Below are 26,707 nucleotides of genomic sequence, written 5' to 3' on the forward strand. Positions count from 1 at the left end.
GAAACGTCGACTCTTCACGGAAGGGACGACGGATGCACCCGATGCTGCGTCGACTCGACGACCTCGCCGCCCACCTCGCCACCCGGCCGGACACCCTGGCGCTGCTCGGCCTCGGCTCGGCCGGTGCCGAGTACGACCGCCTCGACGCCCACTCCGACCTGGACTTCTTCCTCGTCGTGGCGGACGGGGCGGTGGCCCGCTACGTCGACTCGGTCGACTGGCTGGCCGTGCCGTGCCCGGTGGCGTACAGCTTCCGCAACGAGCGCAACGGGCGCAAGGCGCTCTACGCGGACGGCATCTTCGTGGAGTACGCGGTCTTCACCGTCGACGAGCTGGCCCGGCTGCCGTTCACCGGGGCCCGGGTGGTGTGGCAGCGCTCCGACGCCCCGGCCGGGCTGGCCGAGTGCGGTCCGCCGTCCGGGCCGGCGACGCCGTACGACACCGTCGAGTTCCACCTCAACGAGGCGCTGACCAACCTCTACGTCGGCCTGCACCGCGAGCTGCGCGGGGAGCGGCTCACCGCGGCGCGGTTCATCCAGTCGTACGCGGTGGACCGGGTGCTGGCGCTGCTGCGGCTGACCGTCCCCGAGGCGGCGGCGCACCGGCGGGACCCGTTCGACCCGAGCCGCCGGGTGGAGCGGGCGTACCCGCCGGAGGTGTTGCCGCTGGCCCGGATGGTCCCCGGTTACGAGCGCAACCGGGAGGCGGCCCGGGCGACGCTCGACTGGCTGACGGCGCGCTTTCCGGTGGACCCGGTGATCGGCGACGCGATCCGCGCGCTGCTGGCCGGCGCCGCGAGCGAGGTTCACTCTCGGTGAGCTGGTCCGGAGTCCCCCTGCCTTGCCGGTAGGCCGAGTGTGTGTCCGCTGACCAGGGGATCTGGTCGGTCGCCCGTCTCGGCCAGATAGTGGTCCGCTCCGCCTTTGCTCTGCAGCCACATACGCAGCGGTCACTCTTCGTGCCCCTGCTGCGCCGATGGCTGCAGAGCAAAGCGGCCAGCGGAGGGAGGGGAGCGGCGAGCGGTGGAGGAGGGTTTCCGGGCGCGAAGACGGAAGCCTCCGCTATACCGGGCAGCCCGAGGGCAGTGAGCTGACCCAGGCGAGACCGACCGCGAGCAGGACGGCGGGGAAGGCCGACCCGGCTGCCGCCGCGCCGAGCGCCGCCCGCAGGTCGTGCCGCTCTCGCCGGACGACGGCCACCAGCAGCCAGCCGGTCAGCAACAGCCCCACGACGGCCGCCCCGAAGAGCGCGCCCGCCTTGCTGTCCCCGTCGTCGCAACCGTCCATCGGCACGACGACCAGCGCGGCGAACAGCAGCCCGGCCACGATGGCGACACCCACGCCCCCGAACAGGCCGGCGGGGACCGGCCCCCGGCGGCGCCGCAGCGCCGCGTACCACCTGCCCATGCGTCGCCTCCGTCAGCCGGCGAGCCGGGCGGCGAACTCGTCGGTGGCGCGCAGCAGCTCCCGGGCGATGGCCGGTTCCGCCGCCGAGTGGCCGGCGTCCGGCACGATCCGCAGCTCCGCCTCCGGCCAGCGCCGCGCCAGGTCGTACGCCGAGAACGGCGGGCAGCAGAGGTCGTAGCGGCCGTTGATGATGACGGCCGGCAGGTGCCGGATGCGGTCCACCCCGTCGAGGAGCTGCGTCTCGCTGGTGAAGAAGCCGCCGTGCCAGGCGTAGTGGGAGAGGATCCGGGCGATCGGCAGGGCCTGCTCGTCGGCGGTGAAGTGGCCGATCAGCCCCGGATCCGGCAGCAGCGAGGAGTTCACCGCCTCCCACCGCCCCCACGCCGCCGCGCACGCCCGCGCCTCGGCCTCGTCCGGCCCGTGCAGCCGCCGGTGGTACGCGGCCAGCACGTCGTCCCGCTCCGCCTCGGGGATCGGCGCGACGAACCGGTCCCACTCCTCCGGCTGGAGGTGCCGCAGCCCGCCCTGGTAGAACCAGTCCCGCTCGGATCGGCGCAGGAGCAGGACACCGCGCAGGATCAGCCCGGTGACCCGGGCGGGATGGGTCTGCGCGTACGCCAGGCCGAGGGTGACGCCCCACGACCCGCCGAACACCAGCCAGGAGTCGATCCCGAGCCGCTCGCGGATCACCTCCAGATCCTCGACCAGGTGCCAGGTGGTGTTGCCGCGCAGCCCGCCCAGCGGGTTGCTCTGGCCCGCGCCCCGCTGATCGAACAGCACGACGCGGTAGCGGTCCGGGTCGAAGAACCGCCGGGCCGCCGGGACGAGGCCGCCGCCGGGGCCGCCGTGCAGGAAGACCACCGGTACGCCGTCCGGCCGGCCCACCTCCTCCACGTACAGCTCGTGGCCGTCGCCGACCGCGACCCGATGCGTGGCGTACGGCTCGACCGGCGGGTACAGGATGGGCTCGTTGCTCATGCCGAGCCATCCTGCCCGCTGGAGGCGCGGTGTGCGGGGACGGTCAGCAGGCGATGCCGCTGCCGAGGCCGTCGAGCAGGGCGTCGGCGACCCAGCCGGACACCCCCGTCGTGGTGTCCTTCAGGTAGGTCCAGGTGTAGGTGGTGTACCCGTTCGCGCTCACCCGGTCGCCGTTGGTGAAGCAGTGGAAGTCGACGTAGTGGCTGAGCTGGCCGTAGCCCAGCGAGGCGCAACTGGTGTGCGGGCCGGTGCGGATGTTGACGTTGCTGGCGTTGAAGAGCTGGCCGTACTTGGTGTCGATGTTGGTGTGGTAGTGGCTGCAGGTCGCGCTCGCCGGCGCCGCCACGCTGACCACCGCGACACCCGTGCAGGCGGCGGTCAGTGTGACGGCCGCCGCGATCGAAGAAGTCTTCCGCACGTCGATCAACCCCCCGAAGTCAGAGACACACGCACAGTGATCAAATATTGACATGTCTCGTGATCCGCGGCAAGGGGCCTCAGGCCGCCGGTTGCCCGGCGCATGTGCCGTCCGGCATTGCCACCTCGACGTCTGCCGGGTGACGCCGGGCGGCAACCGCGAACCAGAAGACCGCCGGGACCAGGAACGCGCCGGCGGTCACCACGCCGGCGCCCAGCGAGACCCGCTGGCCGACCCAGCCCGCCGGCGGGCCGCCCGCGATCTGGCCCGCCGCGTCCACCTGCGACCAGATCGAGAACACCGTCGCCCGCGTACCGGACGAGGTGTTCGCCACCAGCCAGGCGTTCAGGACCGGCGCGGCGGCGTGCCGCAGCACCGCCGCCGCCAGGTACGCCGCGACGGCCGGCCCGATCCCGTCGGCCAGCCCGAAGCAGATCACCGACCCGGCCGTGGCCGCCTGCACGGCCACCAGCAACCGGGCGACCCGGCGCGGGCGGGTCACGTCCACCAGCCGGCCGAGCAGCCCGGTCAGCGGGACGGCGCCGAACGCCGCGACCACCGCGAACGCCCCGAGCCACACCGGCGGGGTGAGCGTCCCCGGCAGGGTCAGCTCGGTGACGAACCGGGGCTGCGCCAGCCGGTCGAAGCCCTCGCTGCCCAGGCCGAGGAAGAGCGTGCCGGCCAGCACGTACCCGAGGACCCGGTGGCGACGGACCACGCCGGCGGTCGCGACCAGGTGGGCCCGCATCGAGCCGACGATGCTCCGCTGCCCTGCGGCCGGCGGCGACCAGCCGCGCTCGGGCATGGCCACGGCCAGCGTCACCCCGAGCGCCAGGGTGGTGGCGGCGCCGACCAGGATCGGCGCCGCCAGGTCCACGCCGGCCAGCGCGACCGCCGCGGCGATGCCGAGCACGGTGCCCACCTGCGCGAGCTGCCCGGCCCGGACGAACGCCCGGCCCACCCGGGCCGCGCCGATCTCGTCGGCGGCCCAGGCCTCCAGCGCGCCGTCGACGCAGACCGCCCCGACCGCCCAGACCGCGTTGGCGGCCAGCAGCGCGACGTACGTCGGCACCAGCCCCCAGAGCAGCAGGCCGAGGCCCATCAGCAGTTGGCCGACGACCACCGACCGGCGCCGGCCGTACCGGTCGGCGATCACCCCGGTGGGCACCTGGGCGGCGCAGCAGACCAGCTCCATCACCGTGCCGACCAGGACCAGCTGCCACGGTCCCAGGCCGACCACCTGGCTCTGGTAGACGAGGTTGAGGGTGAAGGCGGCGTTGCCGGCGAAGGCGCCGACGCCGCTGAGGACGAGAAAGAGACGGTACGCGGACACGCGCGGACTCCCGGGACGGCTGGCGGTGTCCCGGCGCCGGAGGTGCGACCCGTTCCTGGAAGGTCAGCGGCCCTGACGAAGACGCACGGCACCGGGGGAGGGGAGGCTGCGCGGCGCTGTCATGCCGGTCAGCATGCCGACCGTCCCCGGCACCCGTCAACGCGGTTGCTCACCGGGCCAGCAGCGCCCGCAGCTCCTTCACCACCTCGGCCGGCGCCTCCTCCGCCATGAAGTGGCCGTACGACACCGGGACGTGCCGCAGGTCCGGCGCCCACGCCCGCCACAGCGCCGCCGCGTCGAAGCCGAGCGCCGACCCCCAGTCCTGCTGGAGCACGGTCACCGGCATGCGCAACCGGTTCCCCGCCGCCCGGTCGGCCCGGTCGTGTTCGACGTCGACGCCGGCCGAGGCCCGGTAGTCCGCGACGATCGAGGGCACCGCCTCCCGGCAGGCCCGCAGGTAGGCGGCCCGGACGTCGGCGGGGATCGCGTCCGGGTCGCCGGCCCAGACGTCCAGGAAGTGGCCGAAGAAGGCGTCCGGTGCCGCCCCGATCAGCCGCTCGGGCAGGCCGGGCGGCTGGGCCATCAGGTAGAGGTGGAACCCGACGGCCGCGCTCACCCCGTGCATGATCTCCCACATGTCGAGGGTGGGCAGCACGTCCAGCGAGGCCAGGTGGGTGACCGCGTCCGGGTGGTCCAGGCCGGCGCGGATCGCCACCAGGGCACCCCGGTCGTGCCCGGCCAGGGCGAACCGCTCGTGCCCCAGCTCCCGGGCAAGGGCCACCACGTCGGCGGCCATGGTCCGCTTCGCGTACGCGGTGCCGTCGGTGTCGGCGGGCTTGTCGCTGGCGCCGTAGCCCCGCAGATCGGGGCAGATCACGGTGTGGTCGGCGGCCAGGTCGGCGGCGACGTGCCGCCACATCAGGTGGGTCTGCGGGAAGCCGTGCAGCAGCACGATCGGGCTGCCGCTGCCGCCCACCGCGGCGTGCAGGGTCACGCCGTCGGCGACGGTGACGCGGCGCTGGTCGAATCCACTGATCGTCGGGGTCACGGGAAGTTCCTCTCCGGGTGTCGTCGGGTCTGCCCCGACCCTGCCCGGTGCGGATCAGCAGCGGATCAGCGTCGGATGAGTGCCCTGGTCGGAGCGCCGGCCCGGCGGCCGGCCGGCTGCCTAGAGTGGCGGGGTGACCAGCCCGCCGCGCGCACCCGGGGTGACCTTCGGCGTGCTCGGGCCGGTGCGGGCGGCCGACGACCGGGGCCCGGTGCCGCTGAAGGGCACCCGGCAGCGTGCGGTGCTGGCCCGCCTGCTGGTCGCCCGGGGCCGGGTGGTGCCGGTCGACCGGCTCGTCGCGGACCTCTGGGCCGAGCCGCCGGAGGGAGCGGTCGCGGCCGTACGGACCTTCGTCGCCGACCTGCGCCGCGCCCTGGAACCCGACCGGCCGCCCCGGCAGCCGGCCCGCCTGCTGGTCACCGCCCCGCCCGGGTACGCGCTGCACGCCGCCCCGGACGCGGTCGACGCCGGCCGGTTCGAGGCGGCGGTGGGCGAGGCGGGCGAGCTGCGCGCGGCCGGCCGGGCCGGGCCGGCCCTCGCCGCCCTGGACGACGCGCTCGCCCTGTGGCGCGGGCCCGCGTACGCCGAGTTCGCCGACGAGCCCTGGGCGCGGGCGGAGATCGACCGCCTGGACGAGCTGCGGATGCTGGCCGTCGAGCGGCGGGCCGAGGCGCTCCTGGCGCTGGGGCGGACCGCCGAGGCCGCCTCCGACCTGCGCGCCCACACCGCCGCCCACCCGTTCCGGGAGGAGGCCTGGCAGCTGCTCGCCGTCGCCCTCTACCGCTCAGGCCGGCAGGGCGACGCCCTCGCCGCGTTGCGGCGGGCCCGGGCGGTCCTGGTGGCGGAGCTGGGGGTGGACCCCGGACCCGGGCTGCGCCGGCTCGAGGCCGACATCCTCGCCCAGGCCCCGCACCTCGACGCGGCACCTGCCGGTGCGGTCTCGCCGCCACACGCCGTTCCGGCGGCCGGGACGCCGCCGGTCACCGGCGTTCCAGCCGCCGCCACATTCCCGACGCCCGGTGGGGTGTCGGCGATCGGGACGCCGCTGCCGAGCACCCCGTCGGCGGTCTCGGCGACCCCGGTGGTGGGCGGCGTCGGCGTGGCCGAGCCGGCCGGGAAGCGGCAGCGTCCCTTCGTGGGGCGTGCCGCCGAGCTGACCGCGCTGGCCGGGGTTGCCGAGGAGGTGGCCCGGCAGGCCCGGCCCGCCCTCGCCCTGGTCTCCGGGGACGCCGGCGCGGGCAAGACCGCGTTCGTCGAGGCGCTCACCGACCGGCTCGTCCGGTCCGGGTGGACCGCCGCATGGGGGCGGGTCCCCGAGTACGAGGGCGGCCCCGCCGCCTGGCCGTGGACCCAGATCGCCGCCGCCCTGCCCGGACCGCACAGCGCCCCGCCCAGCGGGGCCGGCGAGGAGCCGGCCGTGGTCCGGTACCGGCTGCACCAGGTCGCGGCCGGGCACCTGACCAGGGCCGCGCGGCAGGCCCCGGTGCTGGTGGTGGTCGACGACCTGCACCGCGCCGACGAGGACACGCTCGACCTGCTGACCGCCCTGTTCACCGGCCCGGAGCCGGTCACCGGGCCGGTGCTGGCGGTCGGCACGTACCGGGCCACCGGGATCACCCCGCAGCTGACCTCGGCCCTCGCCCGGCTCGCCGGCACCGAACCCGTCCGGGTCTACCTGGGCGGGCTCTCCGAGGCCGAGACCGCCGACCTGGTCCGGGCCGTCGCCGGGGCGGAGCCGGACCCGGCCGCCGTCCGGTCGCTGCACCGGCGCAGCGGCGGCAACCCGTTCTTCGTCCGGGAACTGGCCCGGCTGCTCGCCGCCGAGGGCGCCGCCGCGCTGGACACCGTCCCGGCCGGCGTGCGGGACGTCATCCGGCACCGCCTGGCGCAACTGCCCGAGGCCACCCGTACGGTGCTGCGGCAGGCCGCCGTGCTCGGCCGGGACGTCAACGCGGACGTGCTGGCCGCCCTGGTCGGCGAGGACGCCATGCTCGACGCCGTCGACCGGGCCGTGCACGCCGGTTTCCTCACCCCGGACGGCACCCGGTTCAGCCACATCCTGGTCCGCGACACCCTCTACGCCGACCTGTCGGCGCCCCGCCGGGCCCGCTGGCACGCGGCCGTCGCCGCGGCGCTCGAACGACTCCGGCCGGACGACGTCGGCGCCCTCGCCCACCACTTCGGACAGGCCACCGGCCCCGCCGCCGCGACCGCCGCCGCCCGCTACGCCCGGCACGCCGCCGAACGGGCCGAGCGCCGCTGCCGCCCACACGAGGCGGCCCGGCTCTGGCAGCAGACCGTCACCGCCCACGACCGGGCCGGCGGCGACGACGTACGCGCGCGGCTGGCCGCGCTCATCGGCTGGGGCCGGAATCTCGCCGTCACCGGCCACCTGGACCGGACCCGGCGGCTGCGGGCCGAGGCCCTCGCCACCACCGAACGGCTCGCCGACCCCGAGCTGACCGCCGACGTGCTGGCCGCCTTCGACGTGCCGGCCGTCTGGACCCGCAACGACGACGAGGAACTGTCCCGGCGGACCGTCGACGCGGCCGAGCGTGCCCTCGCCGCGCTCCCCGCCGGCCAGGCGGAACGCCGCAGCCGGCTGCTCAGCACCCTCGCCCTCGAACTGCGCGGCGACACCACCGACCGGGGTCGGCGGGCGGCCGCCGAGGCGGAGACCATCGCCCGACGCGCGGGCGACCCGGCCCTGCTGGCCTTCGCTCTCAACGCCCGGTTCATGCACGCCTTCGGGCGGACCGGCCTGGCCCCCGAACGGGCCGGCATCGGCCGGGAACTGGTCGACCTGGCCGTCCGGCACCAGCTGGTGACCTTCGAGGTGCTGGGGCACCTCATCGCGCTCCAGGCGTACTGCGCCCGCGCCGACCTGGCCACCGCCGACGAGCACGCGGCCGCCGCCGACCGGCTCGCCGAGCGGTACGAGCTGCCGCTCGTCGGCGTGTTCACCGCCTGGTACGCCGCCCTGCGCCTGGCGGTCGAGGGACGCCGCGCGGAGGCGGAGGCCGCGTACCGGGCGGCGGCGGTCCGGCTGAACGGCGGCGGGATGCCGGGCATGGCGGCGGGACTGTTGCCGTTCGCCCTGCTCTGCCTGCGACTGTCCACCGACGACGACCTCCGGCCGGCGCTGACCGAGGGCACCGACTGGGGCCCGTACGCCCCGTGGGTGCGGCCGCTGGCGGCGCTGGCCGCCGGCCACCGGGACGAGGCCGCCGAGGCGCTGCGCTCCCTGCCGCAGTCACCGCACGACCTGCTGCGCGAGGCGCGGCTCTGCGTCGCCGCCCGCGCGGCGCTCGCCCTGGACGACCGCGCCACGATCGCCCGGCTGCACGCCGAGCTGCTGCCCGCCGCCGGCGAGCTGGCCGGCGCCGGCAGCGGCGTGCTCACCGCCGGCCCGGTCGCCCGGCACCTCGGTGACCTGGCCGCCGCGCTGCGCGGCGCCTGAACCGACGCGGCTCCTGACCGGCGCTCGCCACGAGCACCGGTCAGGAGGCCGCGCCGTCAGGCGGTGGCCGGGATCCCGGCGTCCGGGCCGGCGGTGGGTTCGCCCGTGCTCCCCGCCTCCGGGGCGGTCCGCTGCGTGGGCGTCCGCACCGCGAACGCGTTGAAGCTCGGGCCGTCCAGCGCCACCCGCTCGGGGACGGCCTCCAGGACGGGCCGCTCCGGGGCCGGCACGGCCGGCCGCTCGGCCGGGGCGGGGACCACCGGCTCGTCGACCGCTCGGGCCGCCACGGTGGGGTACTCGGCGGTCTCCGCGCCGCCCGCGGCAGCCGCCATGACCGCCGCCGCGGCCAGGTCGGCGACCCGCTTCGCCTCGCGCTGCACCCGGGCCCGGGTCTCCTTGGCGTGCTGCTCGGCCAGGTCCGCCGCCCGGCGCGCATCCTCCAGCCGCTTGCTCTCCGCGGCCAGGTCCCGGCGCACCTCGACCAGGCGCTCCTCCAGCGCGGCGCCCTGCTGCTCGACCGCGCCGATCTCCTGCCGGCTCCGCTCCAGCTCCTCGGCGACGGTGTCCAGCTCAGCTTGGAGCTGCGCCAGGGTCTCCTGCCGCTGCTGGATCTCCTGCTGCACCGTGGCCAATTGCTCCTGGTGGGCCGCGGTCTCCTCGTCGGCCCGCTCACGGACCTCGGTGGCGTACTGCTGGGCCTCGGCGACCAGCGCGGCGATGTCCCGCTCGGCGGCGGCGGCCCGGTCGGCCAACTCCTGCTCGGCCGCGGCCCGCCGCTCGTCCAGCTCGCGGGCCATGGTGGCCTGCCACTGGGCCAGCTCCTGCTGGGCCTTGCTCCGGTTCGCCTGCACCTCCTGCTGGATCTGGGTACGGGCGGCCTTCACCAGCGCCTCCGACGCCGAGCGGGCCTGCTCCACCTGCTGGGCGCTCTGCTCGGCGATCCGCTTCGCCTCCTGCTGCGCCCGGTCGTGGGCGGCCTGCCCCTCCGAGCGCAGCTTCTCCGCCAGCTCCCGGATCGCGGTCAACTCCGCCTGCGCGGCGGCCCGCCGCTCCTCGTCCGCCCGCTCCGCCTCGGTGCGGCGGTTGGCCAGCTCCTCGTCCAGCTCCCGGCGCTCCCGGGCGGCCTCCTCCTGGGCCGTGGCCAGCAGCTTCTCGGCCTGGGCCTGGAGGTCGGCGGCGCGCTTGGCGGCGTTGTCGGCGATCTGCCCGGCCTGCTTCTCGGCCAGGTCGAGGATCTGATCGACCATCGGGCCGAGGTCGCGGAAGGACGCCCGGTCCACCGCCGCCGGTCGCTGCCGCAGCTCGGTCGCCTCGGCCTGGATCCGCTGCATCTGCGCGGTCAGCTCCCGCGCCTGGGCGTACGCCCGGTCCCGGTCGGCCGTCACCGCGGACAGTTCGCCGTCCAGCTGCTCGACGTACCGGTCCACCTGACGTTTGTCGTAGCCACGCAGCGCCGTCTCGAACCTCGGCCGCCCGGACACGTCGTCGTGCGGTGCGAACGGTTCCTCGCCGTTGGACATTCGCCATCCTCCGTCGGTTCGCCAACGTCAGGGCGGCGGATGACCGCCCCACAGGGCATGATGAGGCGCAACGGTACCGTCGCCGGCGCGCGGGTCCCAGCCCCACCCCGGTCTTCGACGGGCCGGACCGAGCCGGGAGGGCTGGACATGCGGATCGCGCTGTTCGTGACGTGTCTTGCTGACACGTTGTTTCCGGAGGCGGCGAAGGCGACGGTGCGGTTGTTGGAGCGGCTGGGGCATGAGGTGGTGTTCCCGGCTGAGCAGTCGTGTTGTGGGCAGATGCATGTGAACTCGGGTTATCCGGGTGAGGCGTTGCGGTTGGTGCGTCGGCATGTGCGGGTGTTCGCGCCGTTTGATGTGGTGGTCGCGCCGTCGGGGTCGTGTGTGGGGTCGGTGCGGCATCAGCATGCGATGGTGGCCCGGCGGGCGGGGGACGAGCGGTTGGCCGGCCGGGCGGAGGAGGTGGGTCGGCGCACGTTCGAGTTGTCGGAGTTGTTGGTGGACGTGTTGGGGGTGACGGATGTGGGGGCGTACTTCCCGCATCGGGTCACGTATCACCCGACGTGTCATTCGCTGCGGTTGTTGCGGGTGGGGGACCGGCCGTTGCGGTTGTTGCGGCAGGTTCGTGGGTTGGATCTGGTGGAGTTGCCGCAGGCGGAGCAGTGTTGCGGGTTCGGGGGGACGTTCGCGGTGAAGAACGCGGACACCTCCACGGCGATGCTGGCCGACAAGATGCGTAACGTCCTCGCGACCCGGGCCGATGTCTGCACGGCGGGGGACTCGTCGTGTCTGATGCACATCGGTGGGGGCCTGTCGCGGTTGCGGGCGGGGGTGCGCACGGTGCATCTGGCGGAGATTCTGGCCAGCACGGAAGCCGCGGAGACCGCCGGCGAACGCGACCGGCTGGGGGTGAGGTCGTGACCGCCTCGGGTGGGCCGGCGGGTGCGGCCGGCGGCGGACGTGACCGGCTGGGGGTGAGGTGGTGACGGCCTCGGGTGGGTCGGCCGGCGGTGCCGGGCGGCGGGCGACGTTTCTGGGTATGCCGGTGACCGCGCCGGCCGGTGTCGGCAACCTGCGGGAGCAGGAGCCGTTCCCGGTCGCGGCCCGTCGGTCGCTCGCTGATGCGCAGTTGCGGGGGAATTTGCGGCATGCGACCAGCACGATCCGCGCCAAGTCCGGGGCGGTGATCGGTGAGGTGCCGGACTGGCAGGAGTTGCGGGCCGTGGGGGCGGCGATCAAGGCCGACACGATGGCCCGGCTGCCGGAGTTGCTTGAGCAGTTGGAGGCGGCGGTCACCGCCGCCGGCGGCAGCGTGCACTGGGCGACCGACGCGGTGGAGGCGAACCGGATCGTCACCGACCTGGTCCGGGCGGCCGGCGCGGATCGGGTGATGAAGGTCAAGTCGATGGCCACCCAGGAGATCGGCCTCAACGAAGCCCTCGAAGCCGCCGGGATCACCCCGGTGGAGACCGACCTGGCGGAGCTGATCGTGCAGCTGGGCCACGACCGGCCCAGCCACATCCTGGTACCGGCGATCCACCGCAACCGGGCCGAGATCCGGGAGATCTTCCTACGCGAGATGCCCGGCGTCGACCCGCACCTGACCGACGAACCCGCGGCCCTCGCGGCGGCGGCCCGCCGGCACCTGCGGGAAACGTTTCTGAACACGCGGGTGGCGGTCTCCGGGGCGAACTTCGCCGTCGCGCAGACCGGCACCCTGGCGGTGGTGGAGTCCGAAGGCAACGGCCGGATGTGCCTGACCCTCCCCGACATGTTGATCACGGTGATGGGCATCGAGAAAGTCATCCCCACCTGGCAAGACCTCGGCGTGTTCCTGCAACTGCTGCCCCGCGCCTCCACCGGGGAACGGATGAACCCCTACACCTCCCTGTGGACCGGCGTCACCCCCGGCGACGGCCCCCAACAGGTGCACCTGGTGCTGCTGGACAACGGCCGCAGCGCCGTGCTCGCCGACGAGACCGGCCGGCAGGCGTTGCACTGCATCCGCTGTTCGGCCTGCCTCAACGTGTGCCCCGTCTACGAACGCACCGGCGGACACGCCTACGGCTCGGTCTACCCCGGCCCCATCGGCGCCGTCCTGTCCCCCCAACTGACCGGCCCCACCGACAACCCCACCCTCCCCTACGCCTCCTCCCTCTGCGGCGCCTGCTACGACGCCTGCCCCGTGAAAATCAACATCCCCGAACTCCTCGTCCACCTGCGCGCCCACACCCCCCACCCCCGCGCCGAAGCCACCGCCATGGCCGCCGCCGCGTACACCATGGACCACCCGCTGCTGTACGCCGCCGCGCAACGCGCCACCCGCCTCACCAAGATCACCGGCCGCGCCCTACCCCCACCACTGAACGCCTGGACCACCAGCCGCGACCTACCACCCCCACCCCCACAAACCTTCCGCCAATGGTGGGCCGAACGAGAGAGCGGATCATGACCGGCCGGGAGGAGGTGCTGGCCCGGATCCGCGCCGCCCTGGCCGCGGCCCCGCCGGCCGTGCCCGCGCCGGGGCCGCCGCCGCGCCGCACCGGGGACCGGCCGCCCGGCCATCCCGAGCTGGTCGAGCTGCTCCGGCGCCGGCTGGTCGACTACCGCGCCGAGGTCCACCAGGTGGCCGGGGCGGAGATCGCGGAGACGGTCGCCGGCATCCTGGCCGCCGCCGGTGCCCGGACGGTGGTGGTGCCGGCCGGGCTGCCCACCGAGTGGCGGCCCGGGACGGTCGAGGTGGTGGTCGACGAGGACCTGCCCGCCGCGCGGCTGGCCGGGCTGGACGCGGTGCTCACCGCCGCCGCGGTCGCCGTCGCCGAGACCGGCACGATCGTCCTCGACGCCGGGGCCGACCAGGGACGGCGGGCCATCAGCCTCCTGCCCGACCTGCACGTCTGCGTGGTCCGGCCGGATCAGGTCGTCGCCGGCGTGCCGGACGCCCTCGACCGGCTCACCCCGGACCGCCCGCTCACCTGGATCAGCGGCCCGTCGGCGACCAGTGACATTGAGCTGAACCGGGTGGAGGGCGTGCACGGGCCGCGCCGGTTGCACGTCGTGCTGACCGACGACTGAGCCGGTCAGACCGGGAAGGTCGGGTTTCCGGCGGTCAACCGGACGGTGAAGCCGTCGTCGTCGCGGTAGAGCCTCACGTGGTTGCAGGACTGGTGGCTGATCCACAGCCCGAGACCGCCGGACGAGCCGTCGCCCGACGGCAGCAGACCGGCGTACGGGTTGGTCGGGCCGGTGCCGCGGTCGTGGACCGTCGTCACGATCCGGTCCGGGCCGTTCCACAGCCGCATCCGGACCGGCCCGCGACCGTGCCGTACCGCGTTGGCCACCACCTCGCTGACCGCCACCATCAGGTCCTCGACGTCGTCGGCGGGGAGCTGGCCCCGGTCGGCGGCCCGGACGGCGGCGCGGGCCTCGGCCGGCGTCGGGTCGGTCAGCTCCACCAGCGGCGCCGTGCGCTGCACCGGGTCGAGCAGCACCGGCCGGGGCTCGGTCAGGTAGGTCGCCGGCTCGGTGTAGACGCCGGTGGGCAGGTGACTGCCGTCCGGCCCGGCCACCCGGGGGTGGGTCCGCGCCACGTCCGTCAGCACCCCGGGCGAGGCGACCCGGGTGTCGTACGCGCACATGCTCCACAGCGGGAAGTCGTCGTAGGCGTGGTTGATGGCCGACTCGTAGCGGGCCCACCAGTCCCAGGTGGCGCCCAGGGCGGCCGGGGGCAGCTCGCCGACGATCCGGATCTGCCGCGCGCCCTCGCCGACGTACCCGGCGAGCAGTTTCCGGTACGACCGGAGCGCGGCAGTCGGGCGGGCGTACAGGTCACCCCCCGGCAGGAAGGTCACCCCGGAGCCGGCCGGCAGGGCCCGGCGGACCAGCGCGGCGTTACGGTCGCCGAAGCCCACCACGGCCGGTTCGCCGGCCTCGACCCCATCGAGCAGGAACGGCACCACCACGGCGAGCAGGTGCTCGTCCGAGTCGAACAGGATCGCCTCGTGGTAGTAGCCGACGTGGCCGGCGGCCGCACCGGTCCTCATCGCCCCACCTGGACCCCGTGGCCTGCCATCGAGCCCGCGCTCGTGCGGGTCACCGGGACTGCCTCACGCGGCCAGTCTATTCGTGTCCGGTGGAACGGCCATTCCTGAGGTTCCCGGGCCGGCCCGGACGGATGCCGCCGGACCGACCCGGAGCGGGTTCAGAGGCTCTCGGCGTACTCGCGCAGCAGGCCCGCCCAGCCACCGTCGCCGCCGACCGCGTCGCGGATCTGCTCCCAGCCGGTGCCGTGCACGTCCAGCCGGTCGTGCACCAGGTCGACCCGGGTGCCGCCGTCGACCGGGGTGAAGGTGACGGTGACCCGGCTGCCGTCGGCGTCGGCGTCGGGCACCTCCCACTGCGGGCCGATCAGCCAGGAGAAGGCGAAGGTGCGCGGTGGGTCCCAGGTGAGCACCCGACCCCAGGTGCAGGTCTGGCCGGCGACGCTCTCCTCGCGGAGCGCGCCGCCGACCCGGGGCTCGACGACGATCCGCGCCAGGTCGTCGGGGAGCAGGTGGTGCGAGCGGATCCACCAGCGGTCCATGCCGGTGGTGAAGACCTCGAACGCGCGTTCGGGGCCGGCGGTGACCCGCACGCTGTGGCGTACGGCGGTGTCGGTTTCTGCGGTGGTCACGGCTCCTCCTCGGGAGGGTTCTCGACGGCGTCCGCGAACGCCGCCAGGGCCTGCTGCCAGAACTGGTCGAAGTAGCCGCGTACGGCCGCCAGACCCTGCGGGTCCAGCGCGTAGACGCGGCGGGTGCCGACGGCCGTCGACGAGACCAGGGCGGCCTCCTTGAGCACCTTCAGGTGCTGGGACACCGCGGGACGGCTGACCGGCAGGTCGGCCGCGATCTCGGCGACCGAGCGTGGCCCGGCGGCGAGGAGCTCGAAGACCGCGCGCCGGGTCGGGTCACCCAACGCGTCGAGCATCCGTCCTTGGTAAGTGGCCACGAACGGTAAGTCTAGACTTTCCGATGCTCCTGTCAACCGGCCGGCGGGCCCGGCCTCGGCGTCCCGACCGGACCGGAGCGGGGTCGTGAGCGCCTGTGGAGCTGATATCGCAGACGACTCATCGAGTGCTGGCGGCGGGGCTCACGGGATGATCACCTCGGCCGTGGGGGCGGTCGCTGAGTCGTTGACGACATCAGCTCCAAAGGCGGGGCAGGAGAGGCCCCCGCCGCTGTCGGCGGGCACGCGCCGACCGCCTGGCGGTCAGGGGAGCGGGTGGGAGATGCCCCGGGCGTGGTCGGTGACGGACGCGCCCACCACGGTGGCGGTCAGCGGCAGCACCTCCAGGCAGCGGCGCACCGCGGCCGCCATCAGCACGTTCGGCACCCGCATGGAGAGCGTGCAGTGCGGCACCCAGCGCCCCGGCTGGTAGTGCTCGACCAGCTCGATGCCGGCCCGGGCGAGCCGGTGGTGCACCTGGGCATGGTGGGACAGCAGTTCGGTCGTGGGGGTCGGCCCGAGCCAGAGCACCCGCCCGACGAACTGGCCGGCGTGCTGGAACTCCAGCCGCAGGGGAGCGGCCACCACCATCCCGGCGAGCGCCTCGGCGACCCGGTGCGGGTCGAAGCGCGGGGCCACCGCGAGCGAGACGTGCGGCCGGTGCCGCTGTTCCAGCAGGGACCTCATGCTCTGCACGCCCTCGGACTCCAGCGCGTCCCAGAGCACCCGGATCCGCCGGGTGGCGTCGGTGTCGAGATACAACTCCAGCGCCGCGACCACATGATCAGCGTAGGGCGAGGTTTGCCGGCCCGTGTGCGCGGTACTGCCCCGGGTGGCCCCCACTGGCGGAGGAGCGTGGACCCGTGGACGTGAACGACCTGCTGACCGACGCGTACGGCCGGCTGCCCGACCTGGTGGAGTCCGCCGTCGACGGGCTGAGCCCGGAGCAGCTGCGGCAGGCCCCGGCGGCCGGGGCGAACCCGGTGGGCTGGCTGGTCTGGCACCTGACCCGGATCCAGGACCAGGGCGTCGCCGACGTGCTGGGGGAGGAGCAGCTCTGGGTCGGCGGCGACTGGGCGGGGCGGTGCGGCCTGACCGCCCACCCGGGCGACACCGGCTTCGGGCACGGACCCGCGCAGATCGCCGCCGTCCAGCCGGAGGACGGCCGGGTGCTCGTCGACTACCACCGGGCGGTGGTGGACCGGACCCTGGCGTACCTGCGCGGGCTGCGGCCGGCCGACTTCGACCGGGTGGTGGACGAGAACTGGGACCCGCCGGTCACCCTCGGCGTACGGCTGGTCAGCGTGCTGCACGACGACCTCCAGCACGTCGGCCAGGCGGCGTACGTGCGCGGGCTCATCCAGCGGGGGTGACCGCCCGCGCCCCACCGCGGCAGCCCTCACCCGGAACGGGTGAGTTGGACTCACCCTCCCCCCGGGGACCCTGCGGGGACGACCGGACGGCGGGAGGGGACAGATGGCCATGTCGGCGGCGGAGTACCTGGCGGACCGGGTGGCCGGCCGCCACGCCGACCTGCCGGAGAACACGGCCGGCAGCCTCCGGCTCGACCTGCGCGACGGTGCGCGGACCGAGCACTGGTACCTGCTCATCGAACAGCAGGAGGTCCGGGTGCTCCGTTCCTCGGCCGACGCTGAGCTGGTGGTCCGCGCCGACCGGGAGGTCTTCGACCGGATCGCCGCGGGTCGCCTGCACCCGGCGGCGGCGCTGCTGCGCAACGACCTCACGGTGCAGGGCAACCTGCGACTGCTGCTGGCCCTGCGTCGGCTCTTTCCGGGCCCGTCCGGGGCGCGGCACCCGCACGCGGCGAGCTGCGGAGGGGGCGGTCGATGAAGCAGGAGCTGGTCCACGTCCTCGCCGGCAACTCCTTCGCCATGAGCGACGCGCAGGGCGACATGGAGATCGACCCACGCTCCCCCATCGGCCTGTGGTCCTTCGACACGCGGTTCCTGTCCCGCTGGGTGCTCACCCTCGACGGGGAGCGGGTGCACGCCCTGTCCCGGGACGAGCTGGCCTCCTTCGAGACCCGGTTCGTGCTGGTCCCCGGCACCGCCAGCCACTACATCGACGCCGACGTCTCGGTGATCCGGCACCGGTCGATCAACGACAGCTTCAACGAGCGGATCACCGTGCTCAACCACTCGTCCGCGCCGGCCGAGTTCACCGTCCGGATGGAGATCGGCACGGACTTCGCCGACACCGCCGAGATCCTCCGGCCGGTGCCGCGCCGGATCGCCACCACCGCCGACTCGGTCCGCTGCCAACTGCGGCTCTGCTACCAGCGGGATCGGTTCTGCCGGGAGACCGTCGTCACCAGCACCGAGCCGGTGGAGGTCGATTCGCACGGGATGACCTTCCGGATCCGGGTCGCGCCCGACGGTGAGTGGCACACCGACCTGCACATCGGCATGATCATCCATGGGGCCGGGGGCCGGGACCTGCGGGCCAGCCTGGAGGCCCACCGGCAGCACGTCCGGCGGGACATGCGCGAGGACCTGGCCCGCTGGTTCGACCACGCCCCGCAGCTCGAGGCCGAACGGGAATCCCTGCAGTCGGCGTACCGGCGGGCCCTGACCGATCTGGCCGCGCTGCGGTACAAGCCGCTGGCGTACAACGAACGGGTGCCGGTGGGCGGCCTGCCCTGGGCGATGGCGCTGTACGGCCGGGACGCGATGATCACCTGCCTGCAGACGCTGCCGTTCACCCCCGAGCTGACCCCGGCGACGCTGCACCTGCTCGCCCTGCTCCAGGGCGGCCAGCTCGACGACTACCACGACGAGGAGCCGGGGAAGATCCTCGCCGAGCTCCGCTACGGCGAGGCGGCCGCGTTCGGCGAGCAGCCCACCGCCATCTACTACGGCGCGGCCGACACCACCCCGCTCTTCGTGATCCTGCTCGACGAGTACGAGCGCTGGACCGGCGACGCCGACCTGGTCCGCCAGCTGCGCCACCCGGCCCGGATGGCACTGGACTGGATCGACGAGTACGGCGACCTGTGCGGCGACGGCTACCTGCGCTACCAGCCGCGCAACACCATCAACGGGGTGGCCAACCAGACCTGGCGGAACTCGCCGGACGCCATCGTGGACCGGCACGGCCGCGAGCCGCCGTTCCCGCGGGCCACCTGCGAGCTCCAGGGGTACGCGTACGACGCGAAGCTCCGTGGCGCCCGGCTGGCCCGGGAGTTCTGGGGCAACCCGACGTACGCCGAACGCCTGGAGGCCGACGCGGCGCGGCTGCGGGAGCGGTTCAACCGTGACTTCTGGCTGCCGCACCGGGGGTACTACGCGCTCGCGCTGACCCCGGACGGGGAGCCGGTCGACGCGCTCACCTCCAGCCTCGGGCACCTGCTCTACACCGGGATCGTCGAACCCGAGCGTTCCGCCTCGCTCGCCGCGCACCTGTGCGGGCCGGAGCTCTTCACCGGCTGGGGGGTGCGCACGTACGCCGATGGGCAGCGGGCGTACAACCCGGTCGGCGCGCACCTCGGCGCGGTCTGGCCGTCCGACAACGCGCTGATCGCGGCGGGCCTGCGCCGCTACGGTCACGACCGCGAGGCGGTCCGGATCGCCGACGGCATGTTCGCCGTGGTGGAGACGCTCGGCGGCTCCATTCCCGAGACGATCGCCGGCTACCCCCGTGCGGTGACCAAGTACCCAGTCCAGCTCCCGGCCGCCGGCCGGCCGCAGTCCTGGGCCTCCGGCGCGCTGCTCATGCTGCTCGCGGCGCTGCTCGGGCTGCGCCCGTGCGGCGACAACCTGCTGGTGGACTCGGCCGTTCCGGACGGGTACGGCCGGATCGAGCTGCTGGACATCCCGGGCCGGTGGGGACGCGCCGACGCGTTCGGCCGGGACCGGAAGACCCGCCACCGGCGCTCGGCGCGCTGACCGGCGACGCGGCGGGCGGGCGGGAGTTCGTGGGCGGCCGGGCCCTGAGGTGGGCCGCGTCCAGTTCGGGTGCGGCGTCGAGGCCGTGACTCACCGGGGCGCGGCCGCGGTCCGCTCGGGCTCCACCGCACCGGCGGCCGGCGGCAGCGCCCGGGGACGCCGGGCCAGGCCCCGGTCCACCCCGACGAAGAGGAGCCCGAGCAGCCAGAACGCGACGGCGAAGCAGAGCGAGGAGAGCCCGACTCCGGCGTAGCCGAGCTGCCCGGCGTCGATGAACGGGTACGGGTAGCGGTGCACGATCAGGCCGCGTACCAGGGCGAACCCGAGGTACGCCAGCGGGAACGCCAGCCACCAGGCCGCGTACCGGAGGCGAAGCCGCCCGCGCTGGTCGAACAGCGCCCAGTCGGCGACCGCGAGCAGCGGTACGACGGTGTGCAGGAACTGGTTGCCCCACCACTCGCCCAGCTCCCGGTGCGGCTGGACCATGGCGAACGGGCTGGCCGGGTTGGCCAGCACCAGGTGGTAGACCGTGCCGGTGATGGTGATGTAGAGGGTGACCGCGCCCTTGACCGCCGACGGCGGCTCCGAGCGGTCCTGCCCGGCCCGCCAGGCGGTGTAGCCGGCGAACACCCCGATCGCCACGTTGCTCTGGATGGTGAAGTAGGGCAGCAGGCCGGTCACGGTGGCCGGGCCGAGGGCCGTCAGCACGATGCCGGCCACCACGCTGAGCACGATGGCCAGGCGGAAGAGGATCGCCAGTCGTCGGCGCTGCGGAGTCACCGGGGCAAGTTACCAGTCCGTACCGTGCCGGTCGCGAGTCCGGTCCGCGGCCCCCGACCGTCGCGGACCGGCCGGGGGACATCGCCGGCCACCTGGCCGGCCCTGCGGCGAGGCCCGTCGGGGTCAGGCGGTCGGAGCGTCGAGGACCGGTGCGGTGGTCGGGCCGGCGTCCGACCGGTCCGCCGCCGGTGTCCCGGCGGAGCCGGCCGGCGCGCGCGCCGTCGCGGCCCCGTCCGTCGCCGGCCCACCCGGCGGCGTCGCGGTACCCGTCGGCCGGCCGCTGCCGGGCGCAGGCGTGGCCGGGGTGTCCTCCGGTCGGTCCGCGCCGGGGGTGGCCGGGTTGTCCGCCGGTCGGCCGGCGCCGGGGGCGGGCCGGGCGGGGGCGTCCGCCGGTCGCCCGGCGCCGGTGGCCGGCGCGGTCCCCGCCGGGGCGGTCGCGGGGGAGGCCGGCTCCGGGTGGCCCGGCCGACGGGCCGCCGGACGCTCCGGTGGCGGCGCGTCGTCGGACGGCACGACGGCGGACGGTGTCGCGGCGCTCGGGTCGCCCGCCGGCGTTCCGGTCGAGGGCGGCGCCGTGGGAATGCCGGGCAGGGGCGCCGGTGGGGCGGGGCTCGCCGGACCCACGGGCGCCGGCAGTTGGTCCCGCAGGTCCTCGAGGTCGGTCCGCAGCCGGTCGGCGCGCCGGTCGTCACCGAGGTGGGCGAGGAGGCCGGCGGCCCGGTCCAGGTCGGCGCGGGCCTCGGCGTACCGGCCGGCGCCCAGGTCACGCCGCGCCTGGTCCAGCAGCCGGTCGATCTCGCGTTCGGCGCTCAGCGACTCGGCCCGGTCCGTCCACACCAGTTCGGTGACCGGCCAGAGCAGCCCGTCCGGCTCGGCCCGGGCCGCGCCCAGCCAGACGCCACCGGTCATGGTCACGATGGTGAGGGCCATCCCGGACAGGACGCGCGTCCGCCGGCGCGGCCGTCCGGCGCGGGGCCGCGCCCGCCGGAGCCCGGGGGCCGACCCGGTGGCGCCGGCGTCCACTTCGGGTCCTCCCGCCGGTGCCGGCCCGGCGGCGCAGGGGTCCACTCCGGGTCCTTCCGGTGCCGGCCCCGCGGCGTCCATTTCGGGCCGTCCCGCCGGCTGCGGCTCGTCCGGGACCGGCCACCCGGCGGCCTCCAGCCGGGCGGCGCGGGTCTCGATCTCGGTGTGCCAGCCGGCGAGCAGGGCGGCCACCGGGTCGTCGGGCGGCGGTGGCGTGCCGCGGCGGAGCGCGTCGAGCAGTTCGTCGTCGTGCCGGACCGGGTCATCGCGCCCCGGCGTGGGAGCGTCGCCGTTCACCGCAGCACCCCCGTCAGCGAGTCGCCGGCGAGGGCGCGCAGCCGGGTCAACGCCCGGTGCTGCGCCAGCCGTACGGCACCAGCGGTCATACCGAGCACCGTACCGACCTCGTCGGCCGTCATCCCGACGGCCAGGCGGAGCACCAGGATCTCCCGGTGGGTCGCCGGCAACTGGGCCAGCAGTCCGGAGAGGCGGGCGCCGAGGTCGGCGGTGAGCGCCCGGGGCTCCGGGCCGGGTGCGGGGTCGACGGTGTCGGGCACGGCGGCGACGCTCTCCGTCCGGTCGCGACTGGCGGCCCGGCAGGCGTCCGCCACCTTGCGGGCGGCGATGCCGTACACGAAGGCGAGGAACGGGCGGCCCTGGTCGGTGAAGCGCGGCAGCGCGCGCAGCACGGCGAGGCACACCTCCTGGGCGACGTCCTCGGCGGTGGCGCCACCGGCCCCGACGTGCCCCAGCCGGGCCAGGCTGTAGCGCACCACGATCGGCCTGATCTGGGTGAGTACCCGGGTCACCGCCGCGGGATCACCGGCCACGGCCCGCCGTACGAGGTCGGGATCCGGTGTGTCCATCGAGGTCAACGAGGCCCTTCCGCCGTGCGTGGCTCGACGGTATCCGGCCGCTGTCGTACCGCCAAGAGGGGTGGCTGAAACGCCGCGCCGGCCGGCGGCGATAACCCGGCAGGAGCGGCATGCCCGCCCGCCCGACCTGGCGTTTCCGACGCCGGGTCAGCCGTTGTGCGGCTTTTCGCCTGAATTTATATATTTCCAATAACGAATGGCTGCCCGCTCTGGTCCGGTAGCCGTCGGGTGCGTCAGCCTCGGCGTGGGCCAACCGCCCCCTACCGCTCGTGGAGAGGAACCCCCATGCGCAAGACACTGGGCGTCGCGATGCTCACCGGCATCGTCGTCGCCGCCTCGGCGACCGGCGCCACCGCCGCCCCACCCGCCGAGGTGGAGAGCGGCTACATCGTCGTCCTCCGCGCCGACGCCAACTCGTCCTCGGTCGCCGCTGAGCAGGCCCGCACCGCGGGCGCCACCGTGGGCCACGTCTACGAGCACGCCCTGCGCGGCTACTCGGCCCGGATGAGCGCCACCGCCGCCGCCCGCATCGCCCGCGACTCGCGGGTGCTCTTCGTCCAGCCCGACGGGGTGGCGACGGCCGACGCGCAGACCACGCCGACCGGCATCAACCGGGCCGACGCGGAACTCAGCCCGACCGCGAACATCAACGGCGCGGACGAGCGGGTGAACGTCGACGTCGCCGTCATCGACACGGGCATCGACCTGACCCACCCCGACCTGAACGTCTACACCGCCGGGGCGAAGAACTGCTCCACCGGCACCAGCGCCAACGACGGCAACGGCCACGGCTCCCACGTCGCCGGCACGATCGGCGCGCTGGACAACGGCATCGGCGCGGTCGGCATGGCCCCCGGCGCCCGGGTCTGGCCGGTCCGGGTGCTCAACAACGCCGGTAGCGGCACCTTCTCCGACATCATCTGCGGCATCGACTACGTGACGGCGCACGCCAGCGAGATCGAGGTCGCCAACATGAGCCTCGGCGGCTCCGGCTCCGACAGCGCCTGCGGCAGCAACAAGGACGCCATGCACGAGGCGATCTGCAGGTCGGTCGCGGCCGGCGTGACGTACGTCGTGGCCGCCGGCAACGAGACCGACAACGCGGCCAACCACGTGCCGGCCGCGTACGACGAGGTCATCACCGTCTCCGCGCTGGCCGACTTCAACGGCCTGCCGGGTGGCGGCGCGGCGCCCACCTGCCGCAGCGACGTGGACGACACCATCGCCGACTTCTCCAACTTCGGCGCCGACGTCGACCTGATGGCCCCGGGCGTCTGCATCTACTCGACCTGGAAGGGCGGCGGCTACAACACCATCTCCGGCACCTCGATGGCCAGCCCGCACGTCGCCGGTGGCGCCGCCCTCTACAAGGCGACCCACCCGACGGCCACGCCGAGCGCGGTCAAGTCGGCCCTCCAGGCGGCTGGTACGACCAACTACAGCTGGCCGGCCGGCGACCCGGACGGCATCCAGGAGAAGCTGCTGAACGTCGCCACCTTCTGACCGTCGACGCCTCGGCCGCGCCGACCCGCCCGGGTCGGCGCGGCCGACGTCGCTCCGGGCCCGGTCGGGGTCGCCGCCAGGAACCGCGACGGGGCGTCAGTGTTGCGTCGGGCCGACCGAGGTGGGCAGGTTGGCCGCGTCGCCCGCACGGCCCGTGGGCGTGACGGTGACCGCCGGTGTGGACGGTGTGCGGTCCGGCCGGCCGGTGGGTCGGCCGTTCGGCTCGGCGTCCGGTCGCTTCGTCTCGCCGGGGTTGGCACTGCTCGGTGCTCCCGGACCGTCGAGCAGCCGGTCGCAGTAGCCGGTGACCTTCTCCCGGCCGCCGGCGGCCGCGACCAGGTCGGCGAAGCGTGGGGACTCCAGCGCCCTGCCCCGGCTCTCGCCCGGCTCGGCCCGGTAGGCCGTGCAGAGCCCCTGCAGCGCGGCGGTGCCGCCCGGCCGGTCGGTCGGGCTCGCGCCCGGGGTGGCGGAGGCGTCCGGGCCGGACGTGGGGGTGCCGCTCCCGAGGCGGGCGCTCGGCCCGGTGGCCGGCTCGTGGCTCAGCGGGCCGGGCAGCGTGTCGGTGACGGCGGCCAGCGCCACGCCGCCGGTGGCGGCGGCGAGCAGGGCGGCCAGGGCGACCTTGGCGCCGAGCAGCCTGGTGAGGAACCGCCGCTCCGAACGGGACGCCGGCACCGGCGCCGAGCCGGCTCGCGCCATGCGGAACGCCTGGAGGGCGGCGGATTCGCCGCTCAGCTCGTACGGGTGGGGAGCGGCGCGGACGGCGGCGAGGAGTCGGATGAGCACCTCCGGACCGTCCTGGGCGTCGGCGACGGGACCGACGAGCAGGCGCTCGACGGTCTCCTGGTCCATGCGGTGTGCGTTCATCTCGTGTCCCTCAGCGCCGCCACCGGCCGTGACGTCACATCGGGACCTTGCGGGAAACCGGTTGCCGGACCGTGAGGTCGGTCACTGGCCCCGGCTCAGCCCATCGTCTTCGCGCCGTCGATCGATTCGCGGATGATGTCGGCGTGGCCGGCGTGCTGCGCGGTCTCGGCGATCAGGTGGAGCAGCACCCGCCGCACCGACCAGCTCGCCCCCGGCTCGAACCAGGGGGCGACCGGGAGCGGGTGCGCGGTGTCCAGATCGAGGGTGGCGACCAGCTCGTCGGTCTCCTCGGCCACCCGGTCGAACTGGGCGAGCAGCCCGGCCAGGGTCTCGCCCTCGGCCATCCGGAACTGGCCGAGCCAGTCGACCGGCTCGCTGCGCATCGCCTCGGCGCCGCCCACGGCGAACCGCATCCACCCACGCTCGGTGATCGCCACGTGTTTGATCAGCCCACCGAGGCACAGCTCGCTGGCCGTGCTGCGCCGAGCCGCCTGCTCATCGGTCAGGCCCTGCACGGTCTGCCGGAGGAAGCCGCGGTGCCGGCGCAGGGTGGCGAGCAGGTCCGCCCGCTCGCCGGTGAGGATCTGGTCGGAGACGCTCATGCCGCCCGCCTTTCCGTCGAGGACGGGGACACCGTACGACCCGCCACCGACACTTTCCGGGCTCCACACCGGACCCGCTCCCGGTTGCCGATTCGTCCGGATCGGGGTGCACTGAATTACATGGGTGTCATCAAGGTGGGCACGTCCTCCTGGGCCGACCAGATGCTGGTCCGCTCCGGCTGGTACCCCCGTGCCGTCAACACCCCCGCCGGTCGCCTGGGCTTCTACGCCGAGCGGTTCGGCCTGGTCGAGGTGGACACGTCGTACTACGCGATCCCGTTGCCGGAGACCGCCGAGGGCTGGGTGGCCGCCACCCCGCCCGGGTTCACCTTCGACGTCAAGGCGTTCCGCCTCTTCACCGGCCACCACACACCGGTCGCCGCCCTGCCCCGGGAGCTGCGGCCGGCCGGCGGCGCGAGCCGGATCCGCTGGCGCGACCTGTCCGCCGGGGCGTACGACGAGCTCTGGGACCGGTTCCACGCGGCGCTGGCGCCGATCGCGGCGGCCGACCGGCTCGGCGCGGTGCTGCTCCAGTTCCCGCCCTGGCTGGCCAGGGGCGACGCGGCCAAGCGGCGGATCCTGGCCGCGGCCCGGCGGTGCCGGCCCTTCCGGGTCGCCGTCGAGCTGCGACACTCCTCCTGGTTCGCCGAGGACGCCCTGGTCGACACCGTGACCTTCCTGCGGGAGCACGGGCTCGGCTACGTGTGCGTGGACATGCCGCAGGGGCACGCCTCCTCGGTGCCGCCGATCCTGGTCGCCACCACGGACCTCGCGGTGGTCCGGTTCCACGGACACAGCCCCGCCTGGGAAAGCGGCGACAAGCAGGAGAAGTTCCGGTACGCCTACGGCGCGGAGGAGTTGCGCCGCTGGTCGGTGCTGCTGCGCGAGCTGGCCGACCAGTGCGCCGAGCTGCACGTGCTGATGAACAACTGCTGCGACGACCAGGCCCCGCGCGACGCGGCCCGGCTCGCCGGGCTGCTCGGCCTCGCCCCCGCCGGGCAGCCGGCCGGCGCCGGCTCCTGACCCGGCCCGCGGGTTTCCGCCGACCCGCACCGGGTACCGGCGGTGCCAAGGACCGAGGCGAGGGGGCAGGTGTGGGCGAGCGGCGGGACGAGGCGGTGACCCGGCAGCGGGACGACCGGGATCCGCGGGCCACGCGGGAGGCCGAGGAGGCGCACGGCGGCAGCATGGCGCCGGGCCTGGTGGACGACACCGGCCACCCGGTCGCCGGGCCGCCCGAGCCGGAGACCGAGCCGGCGCCGCGGACCGAGCTGCCGGGGCCGCCGACCGAGCCGTCGGCGATGGGCACGCCGGGGGAGGACGGCACCGGCTCCTGACCGGTGGCCGTCCCGCCCCCGACCAGGGCCGTCGTCGGCCCGTACGGGCGTGGTCAGCCGCGCCGGCGGAACCCCTCGGGGTGCATGCCGGTGGCCTCCTCCAGCGCGTTGTCCGCCAGGTCCCCGCCGGCGCTGTCGTCCGGGAAGGAACGCGCGGACGGTGCCGGGTCCGGTGGCGCGCCCGGGCCCGCCTCGGCGTAGCGGGTGGGCTCGACCTGGCCGAACCCGTGCCGGCCGGCCTTCGGGCCACCCGGTCCGGCCCCCGCCGCGCGCCGCTCCCCGCGGCGTCCCTCCGGGACCGCGTTGTCCTCGCTGCCCTCGTCCATCGGCGCGTCCTCGTCCGCGCCCCACGGCGGGTCCGCGTCGAAGCCGTCGGTGGTGCCCCACGGCGCGACCGACTCCGGCCCCTCGCCCGTACCCGCTCGGTCCTTGCTGGTCATGGCCACCTCACCTGGCTGGGGTTCCCGTGCCCGCGCTGATTGCCCGGCGACCGCCCGGTCATGCCGGGCGCCGGAGCCGTCCCCCGGGCACGCCGCGGGGGCGGGGGGCCCCCCCCCGGGGGGGCCCCCCCCCCCCCGGGGGGGGGGGCCCCCCCCCCCCCCCGCCCCCCCCCGGGGCCCCCCCCCCGCCCCCCGGGCGCCCGGGGTGGGGGGCGGGGGCGGCCGG

27 protein-coding genes are annotated in these 26,707 nt (G+C 75.2%); 11 read left to right on the plus strand and 16 right to left on the minus strand.

Annotated elements, in window-relative coordinates; translation table 11 throughout:
* The first annotated feature begins 41 nt into the window (after positions 1-41).
* Positions 42-818 carry a hypothetical protein gene (locus tag ACGFI9_RS24640; protein WP_393181343.1) on the plus strand — a complete coding sequence of 259 codons (777 nt, stop codon included), beginning with the start codon at positions 42-44 and terminating at the stop codon, positions 816-818.
* Between the two features lie 243 nt (positions 819-1,061).
* Here the strand turns inward: ACGFI9_RS24640 and ACGFI9_RS24645 are convergent, their stop codons facing one another.
* From ACGFI9_RS24645 to ACGFI9_RS24665, 5 genes are all read right to left on the minus strand, one after another.
* Positions 1,062-1,406: a hypothetical protein gene (locus ACGFI9_RS24645; RefSeq protein ID WP_393181345.1), complete on the minus strand. Its 345-nt coding sequence runs from the start codon at positions 1,404-1,406 to the stop codon at positions 1,062-1,064.
* A gap of 12 nt (positions 1,407-1,418) precedes the next feature.
* Positions 1,419-2,384 carry a prolyl aminopeptidase gene (gene pip / locus ACGFI9_RS24650; protein WP_393181347.1) on the minus strand — a complete coding sequence of 322 codons (966 nt, stop codon included), beginning with the start codon at positions 2,382-2,384 and terminating at the stop codon, positions 1,419-1,421.
* Between the two features lie 43 nt (positions 2,385-2,427).
* Positions 2,428-2,802, minus strand: coding sequence for a hypothetical protein (locus ACGFI9_RS24655; protein ID WP_393181349.1), 375 nt, complete (start codon positions 2,800-2,802; stop codon positions 2,428-2,430).
* 79 nt (positions 2,803-2,881) lie between these two features.
* Positions 2,882-4,135 (minus strand): MFS transporter, encoded by a 1,254-nt coding sequence (locus ACGFI9_RS24660; protein ID WP_393181350.1) that lies wholly within the window; start codon positions 4,133-4,135, stop codon positions 2,882-2,884.
* A 169-nt stretch (positions 4,136-4,304) separates the two neighbouring features.
* A complete protein-coding gene (locus ACGFI9_RS24665; RefSeq protein WP_393181352.1) occupies positions 4,305-5,183 on the minus strand; it encodes an alpha/beta fold hydrolase in 879 nt (292 codons plus the stop codon).
* A gap of 133 nt (positions 5,184-5,316) precedes the next feature.
* On the opposite strand from ACGFI9_RS24665, the gene ACGFI9_RS24670 reads away from it, so the two are divergent.
* Complete coding sequence (locus tag ACGFI9_RS24670) at positions 5,317-8,643, plus strand: BTAD domain-containing putative transcriptional regulator (RefSeq protein ID WP_393181354.1); 3,327 nt, start codon at positions 5,317-5,319, stop codon at positions 8,641-8,643.
* Positions 8,644-8,699: 56 nt separating this feature from the next.
* On the opposite strand, the gene ACGFI9_RS24675 is transcribed toward ACGFI9_RS24670, so the two are convergent.
* Positions 8,700-10,163: a hypothetical protein gene (locus tag ACGFI9_RS24675; RefSeq protein ID WP_393181356.1), complete on the minus strand. Its 1,464-nt coding sequence runs from the start codon at positions 10,161-10,163 to the stop codon at positions 8,700-8,702.
* A gap of 147 nt (positions 10,164-10,310) precedes the next feature.
* On the opposite strand from ACGFI9_RS24675, the gene ACGFI9_RS24680 reads away from it, so the two are divergent.
* The 3 genes from ACGFI9_RS24680 to ACGFI9_RS24690 all read left to right on the plus strand — a co-directional run bounded on the left by ACGFI9_RS24680 (position 10,311) and on the right by ACGFI9_RS24690 (position 13,238).
* A complete protein-coding gene (locus ACGFI9_RS24680; RefSeq protein ID WP_393181357.1) occupies positions 10,311-11,084 on the plus strand; it encodes a (Fe-S)-binding protein in 774 nt (257 codons plus the stop codon).
* A gap of 118 nt (positions 11,085-11,202) precedes the next feature.
* A complete protein-coding gene (locus ACGFI9_RS24685) occupies positions 11,203-12,615 on the plus strand; it encodes a lactate utilization protein B (protein WP_393181744.1) in 1,413 nt (470 codons plus the stop codon).
* Positions 12,612-13,238, plus strand: coding sequence for a lactate utilization protein C (locus ACGFI9_RS24690; protein WP_393181358.1), 627 nt, complete (start codon positions 12,612-12,614; stop codon positions 13,236-13,238). Before ACGFI9_RS24685 ends, ACGFI9_RS24690 begins: the two co-directional genes overlap by 4 nt.
* 5 nt (positions 13,239-13,243) lie before the next feature.
* On the opposite strand, the gene ACGFI9_RS24695 is transcribed toward ACGFI9_RS24690, so the two are convergent.
* From ACGFI9_RS24695 to ACGFI9_RS24710, 4 genes are all read right to left on the minus strand, one after another.
* On the minus strand, positions 13,244-14,206 hold the full coding sequence (locus ACGFI9_RS24695; RefSeq protein ID WP_393181360.1) for an anti-sigma factor RsbA family regulatory protein: 963 nt from the start codon (positions 14,204-14,206) through the stop codon (positions 13,244-13,246).
* Between the two features lie 158 nt (positions 14,207-14,364).
* Positions 14,365-14,835: an SRPBCC family protein gene (locus ACGFI9_RS24700; RefSeq protein WP_393181362.1), complete on the minus strand. Its 471-nt coding sequence runs from the start codon at positions 14,833-14,835 to the stop codon at positions 14,365-14,367.
* Positions 14,832-15,152 carry an ArsR/SmtB family transcription factor gene (locus ACGFI9_RS24705; protein ID WP_393181363.1) on the minus strand — a complete coding sequence of 107 codons (321 nt, stop codon included), beginning with the start codon at positions 15,150-15,152 and terminating at the stop codon, positions 14,832-14,834. Before ACGFI9_RS24705 ends, ACGFI9_RS24700 begins: the two co-directional genes overlap by 4 nt.
* Before the next feature lie 261 nt (positions 15,153-15,413).
* Positions 15,414-15,929, minus strand: coding sequence for a 2'-5' RNA ligase family protein (locus ACGFI9_RS24710; protein WP_393181365.1), 516 nt, complete (start codon positions 15,927-15,929; stop codon positions 15,414-15,416).
* An 83-nt stretch (positions 15,930-16,012) separates the two neighbouring features.
* On the opposite strand from ACGFI9_RS24710, the gene ACGFI9_RS24715 reads away from it, so the two are divergent.
* From ACGFI9_RS24715 to ACGFI9_RS24725, 3 genes are all read left to right on the plus strand, one after another.
* Positions 16,013-16,522, plus strand: coding sequence for a DinB family protein (locus tag ACGFI9_RS24715; RefSeq protein WP_393181366.1), 510 nt, complete (start codon positions 16,013-16,015; stop codon positions 16,520-16,522).
* A 103-nt stretch (positions 16,523-16,625) separates the two neighbouring features.
* Positions 16,626-17,000 (plus strand): SCP2 sterol-binding domain-containing protein, encoded by a 375-nt coding sequence (locus ACGFI9_RS24720; RefSeq protein WP_393181368.1) that lies wholly within the window; start codon positions 16,626-16,628, stop codon positions 16,998-17,000.
* Positions 16,997-19,054, plus strand: coding sequence for a glycogen debranching N-terminal domain-containing protein (locus ACGFI9_RS24725; protein WP_393181370.1), 2,058 nt, complete (start codon positions 16,997-16,999; stop codon positions 19,052-19,054). The genes ACGFI9_RS24720 and ACGFI9_RS24725 overlap by 4 nt, the downstream gene beginning before the upstream one ends.
* A 90-nt stretch (positions 19,055-19,144) precedes the next feature.
* Here ACGFI9_RS24725 and ACGFI9_RS24730 read toward each other — a convergent pair whose 3' ends face one another.
* From ACGFI9_RS24730 to shbA, 3 genes are all read right to left on the minus strand, one after another.
* Positions 19,145-19,834 carry a Pr6Pr family membrane protein gene (locus ACGFI9_RS24730; RefSeq protein WP_393181372.1) on the minus strand — a complete coding sequence of 230 codons (690 nt, stop codon included), beginning with the start codon at positions 19,832-19,834 and terminating at the stop codon, positions 19,145-19,147.
* Between the two features lie 123 nt (positions 19,835-19,957).
* The gene (locus tag ACGFI9_RS24735) at positions 19,958-21,154 is read right to left on the minus strand and encodes a hypothetical protein (RefSeq protein ID WP_393181374.1); all 1,197 of its coding nucleotides are present in this window, start codon (positions 21,152-21,154) and stop codon (positions 19,958-19,960) included.
* The gene (gene shbA, locus ACGFI9_RS24740; RefSeq protein ID WP_393181376.1) at positions 21,151-21,723 is read right to left on the minus strand and encodes an RNA polymerase sigma factor ShbA; all 573 of its coding nucleotides are present in this window, start codon (positions 21,721-21,723) and stop codon (positions 21,151-21,153) included. Before shbA ends, ACGFI9_RS24735 begins: the two co-directional genes overlap by 4 nt.
* A 294-nt stretch (positions 21,724-22,017) precedes the next feature.
* Here shbA and ACGFI9_RS24745 point away from each other — a divergent pair, with 294 nt between their 5' ends.
* Positions 22,018-23,235 (plus strand): S8 family peptidase, encoded by a 1,218-nt coding sequence (locus ACGFI9_RS24745; RefSeq protein ID WP_393181378.1) that lies wholly within the window; start codon positions 22,018-22,020, stop codon positions 23,233-23,235.
* Between the two features lie 96 nt (positions 23,236-23,331).
* Here the strand turns inward: ACGFI9_RS24745 and ACGFI9_RS24750 are convergent, their stop codons facing one another.
* Positions 23,332-24,102 carry a hypothetical protein gene (locus ACGFI9_RS24750; protein ID WP_393181380.1) on the minus strand — a complete coding sequence of 257 codons (771 nt, stop codon included), beginning with the start codon at positions 24,100-24,102 and terminating at the stop codon, positions 23,332-23,334.
* A gap of 95 nt (positions 24,103-24,197) precedes the next feature.
* The gene (locus ACGFI9_RS24755; RefSeq protein ID WP_393181382.1) at positions 24,198-24,704 is read right to left on the minus strand and encodes a DinB family protein; all 507 of its coding nucleotides are present in this window, start codon (positions 24,702-24,704) and stop codon (positions 24,198-24,200) included.
* 120 nt (positions 24,705-24,824) lie between these two features.
* Here ACGFI9_RS24755 and ACGFI9_RS24760 point away from each other — a divergent pair, with 120 nt between their 5' ends.
* Complete coding sequence (locus ACGFI9_RS24760) at positions 24,825-25,727, plus strand: DUF72 domain-containing protein (protein ID WP_393181384.1); 903 nt, start codon at positions 24,825-24,827, stop codon at positions 25,725-25,727.
* 71 nt (positions 25,728-25,798) lie between these two features.
* Positions 25,799-26,041 (plus strand): GTPase activator, encoded by a 243-nt coding sequence (locus ACGFI9_RS24765; protein WP_393181386.1) that lies wholly within the window; start codon positions 25,799-25,801, stop codon positions 26,039-26,041.
* A gap of 53 nt (positions 26,042-26,094) precedes the next feature.
* On the opposite strand, the gene ACGFI9_RS24770 is transcribed toward ACGFI9_RS24765, so the two are convergent.
* A complete protein-coding gene (locus tag ACGFI9_RS24770) occupies positions 26,095-26,481 on the minus strand; it encodes a hypothetical protein (protein WP_393181387.1) in 387 nt (128 codons plus the stop codon).
* Positions 26,482-26,707 lie beyond the last annotated feature (226 nt).

The organism is Micromonospora sp. NPDC048930 (assembly GCF_043197935.1).
Taxonomy (GTDB): Bacteria; Actinomycetota; Actinomycetes; order Mycobacteriales; family Micromonosporaceae; genus Micromonospora.

Bases quoted from the DNA above. Each gene is read 5' to 3' on its own strand.
- ACGFI9_RS24640 (WP_393181343.1), top strand. From the start codon at position 42: ATGCTGCGTCGACTCGACGACCTCGCCGCCCACCTCGCCACCCGGCCG.
- ACGFI9_RS24645 (WP_393181345.1), bottom strand. From the start codon at position 1,406: ATGGGCAGGTGGTACGCGGCGCTGCGGCGCCGCCGGGGGCCGGTCCCC.
- pip (WP_393181347.1), bottom strand. From the start codon at position 2,384: ATGAGCAACGAGCCCATCCTGTACCCGCCGGTCGAGCCGTACGCCACG.
- ACGFI9_RS24675 (WP_393181356.1), bottom strand. From the start codon at position 10,163: ATGTCCAACGGCGAGGAACCGTTCGCACCGCACGACGACGTGTCCGGG.
- ACGFI9_RS24680 (WP_393181357.1), top strand. From the start codon at position 10,311: ATGCGGATCGCGCTGTTCGTGACGTGTCTTGCTGACACGTTGTTTCCG.
- ACGFI9_RS24685 (WP_393181744.1), top strand. From the start codon at position 11,203: ATGCCGGTGACCGCGCCGGCCGGTGTCGGCAACCTGCGGGAGCAGGAG.
- ACGFI9_RS24690 (WP_393181358.1), top strand. From the start codon at position 12,612: ATGACCGGCCGGGAGGAGGTGCTGGCCCGGATCCGCGCCGCCCTGGCC.
- ACGFI9_RS24695 (WP_393181360.1), bottom strand. From the start codon at position 14,206: ATGAGGACCGGTGCGGCCGCCGGCCACGTCGGCTACTACCACGAGGCG.
- ACGFI9_RS24720 (WP_393181368.1), top strand. From the start codon at position 16,626: ATGGCCATGTCGGCGGCGGAGTACCTGGCGGACCGGGTGGCCGGCCGC.
- ACGFI9_RS24725 (WP_393181370.1), top strand. From the start codon at position 16,997: ATGAAGCAGGAGCTGGTCCACGTCCTCGCCGGCAACTCCTTCGCCATG.
- shbA (WP_393181376.1), bottom strand. From the start codon at position 21,723: ATGGACACACCGGATCCCGACCTCGTACGGCGGGCCGTGGCCGGTGAT.
- ACGFI9_RS24745 (WP_393181378.1), top strand. From the start codon at position 22,018: ATGCGCAAGACACTGGGCGTCGCGATGCTCACCGGCATCGTCGTCGCC.
- ACGFI9_RS24750 (WP_393181380.1), bottom strand. From the start codon at position 24,102: ATGAACGCACACCGCATGGACCAGGAGACCGTCGAGCGCCTGCTCGTC.
- ACGFI9_RS24755 (WP_393181382.1), bottom strand. From the start codon at position 24,704: ATGAGCGTCTCCGACCAGATCCTCACCGGCGAGCGGGCGGACCTGCTC.
- ACGFI9_RS24760 (WP_393181384.1), top strand. From the start codon at position 24,825: ATGGGTGTCATCAAGGTGGGCACGTCCTCCTGGGCCGACCAGATGCTG.
- ACGFI9_RS24770 (WP_393181387.1), bottom strand. From the start codon at position 26,481: ATGACCAGCAAGGACCGAGCGGGTACGGGCGAGGGGCCGGAGTCGGTC.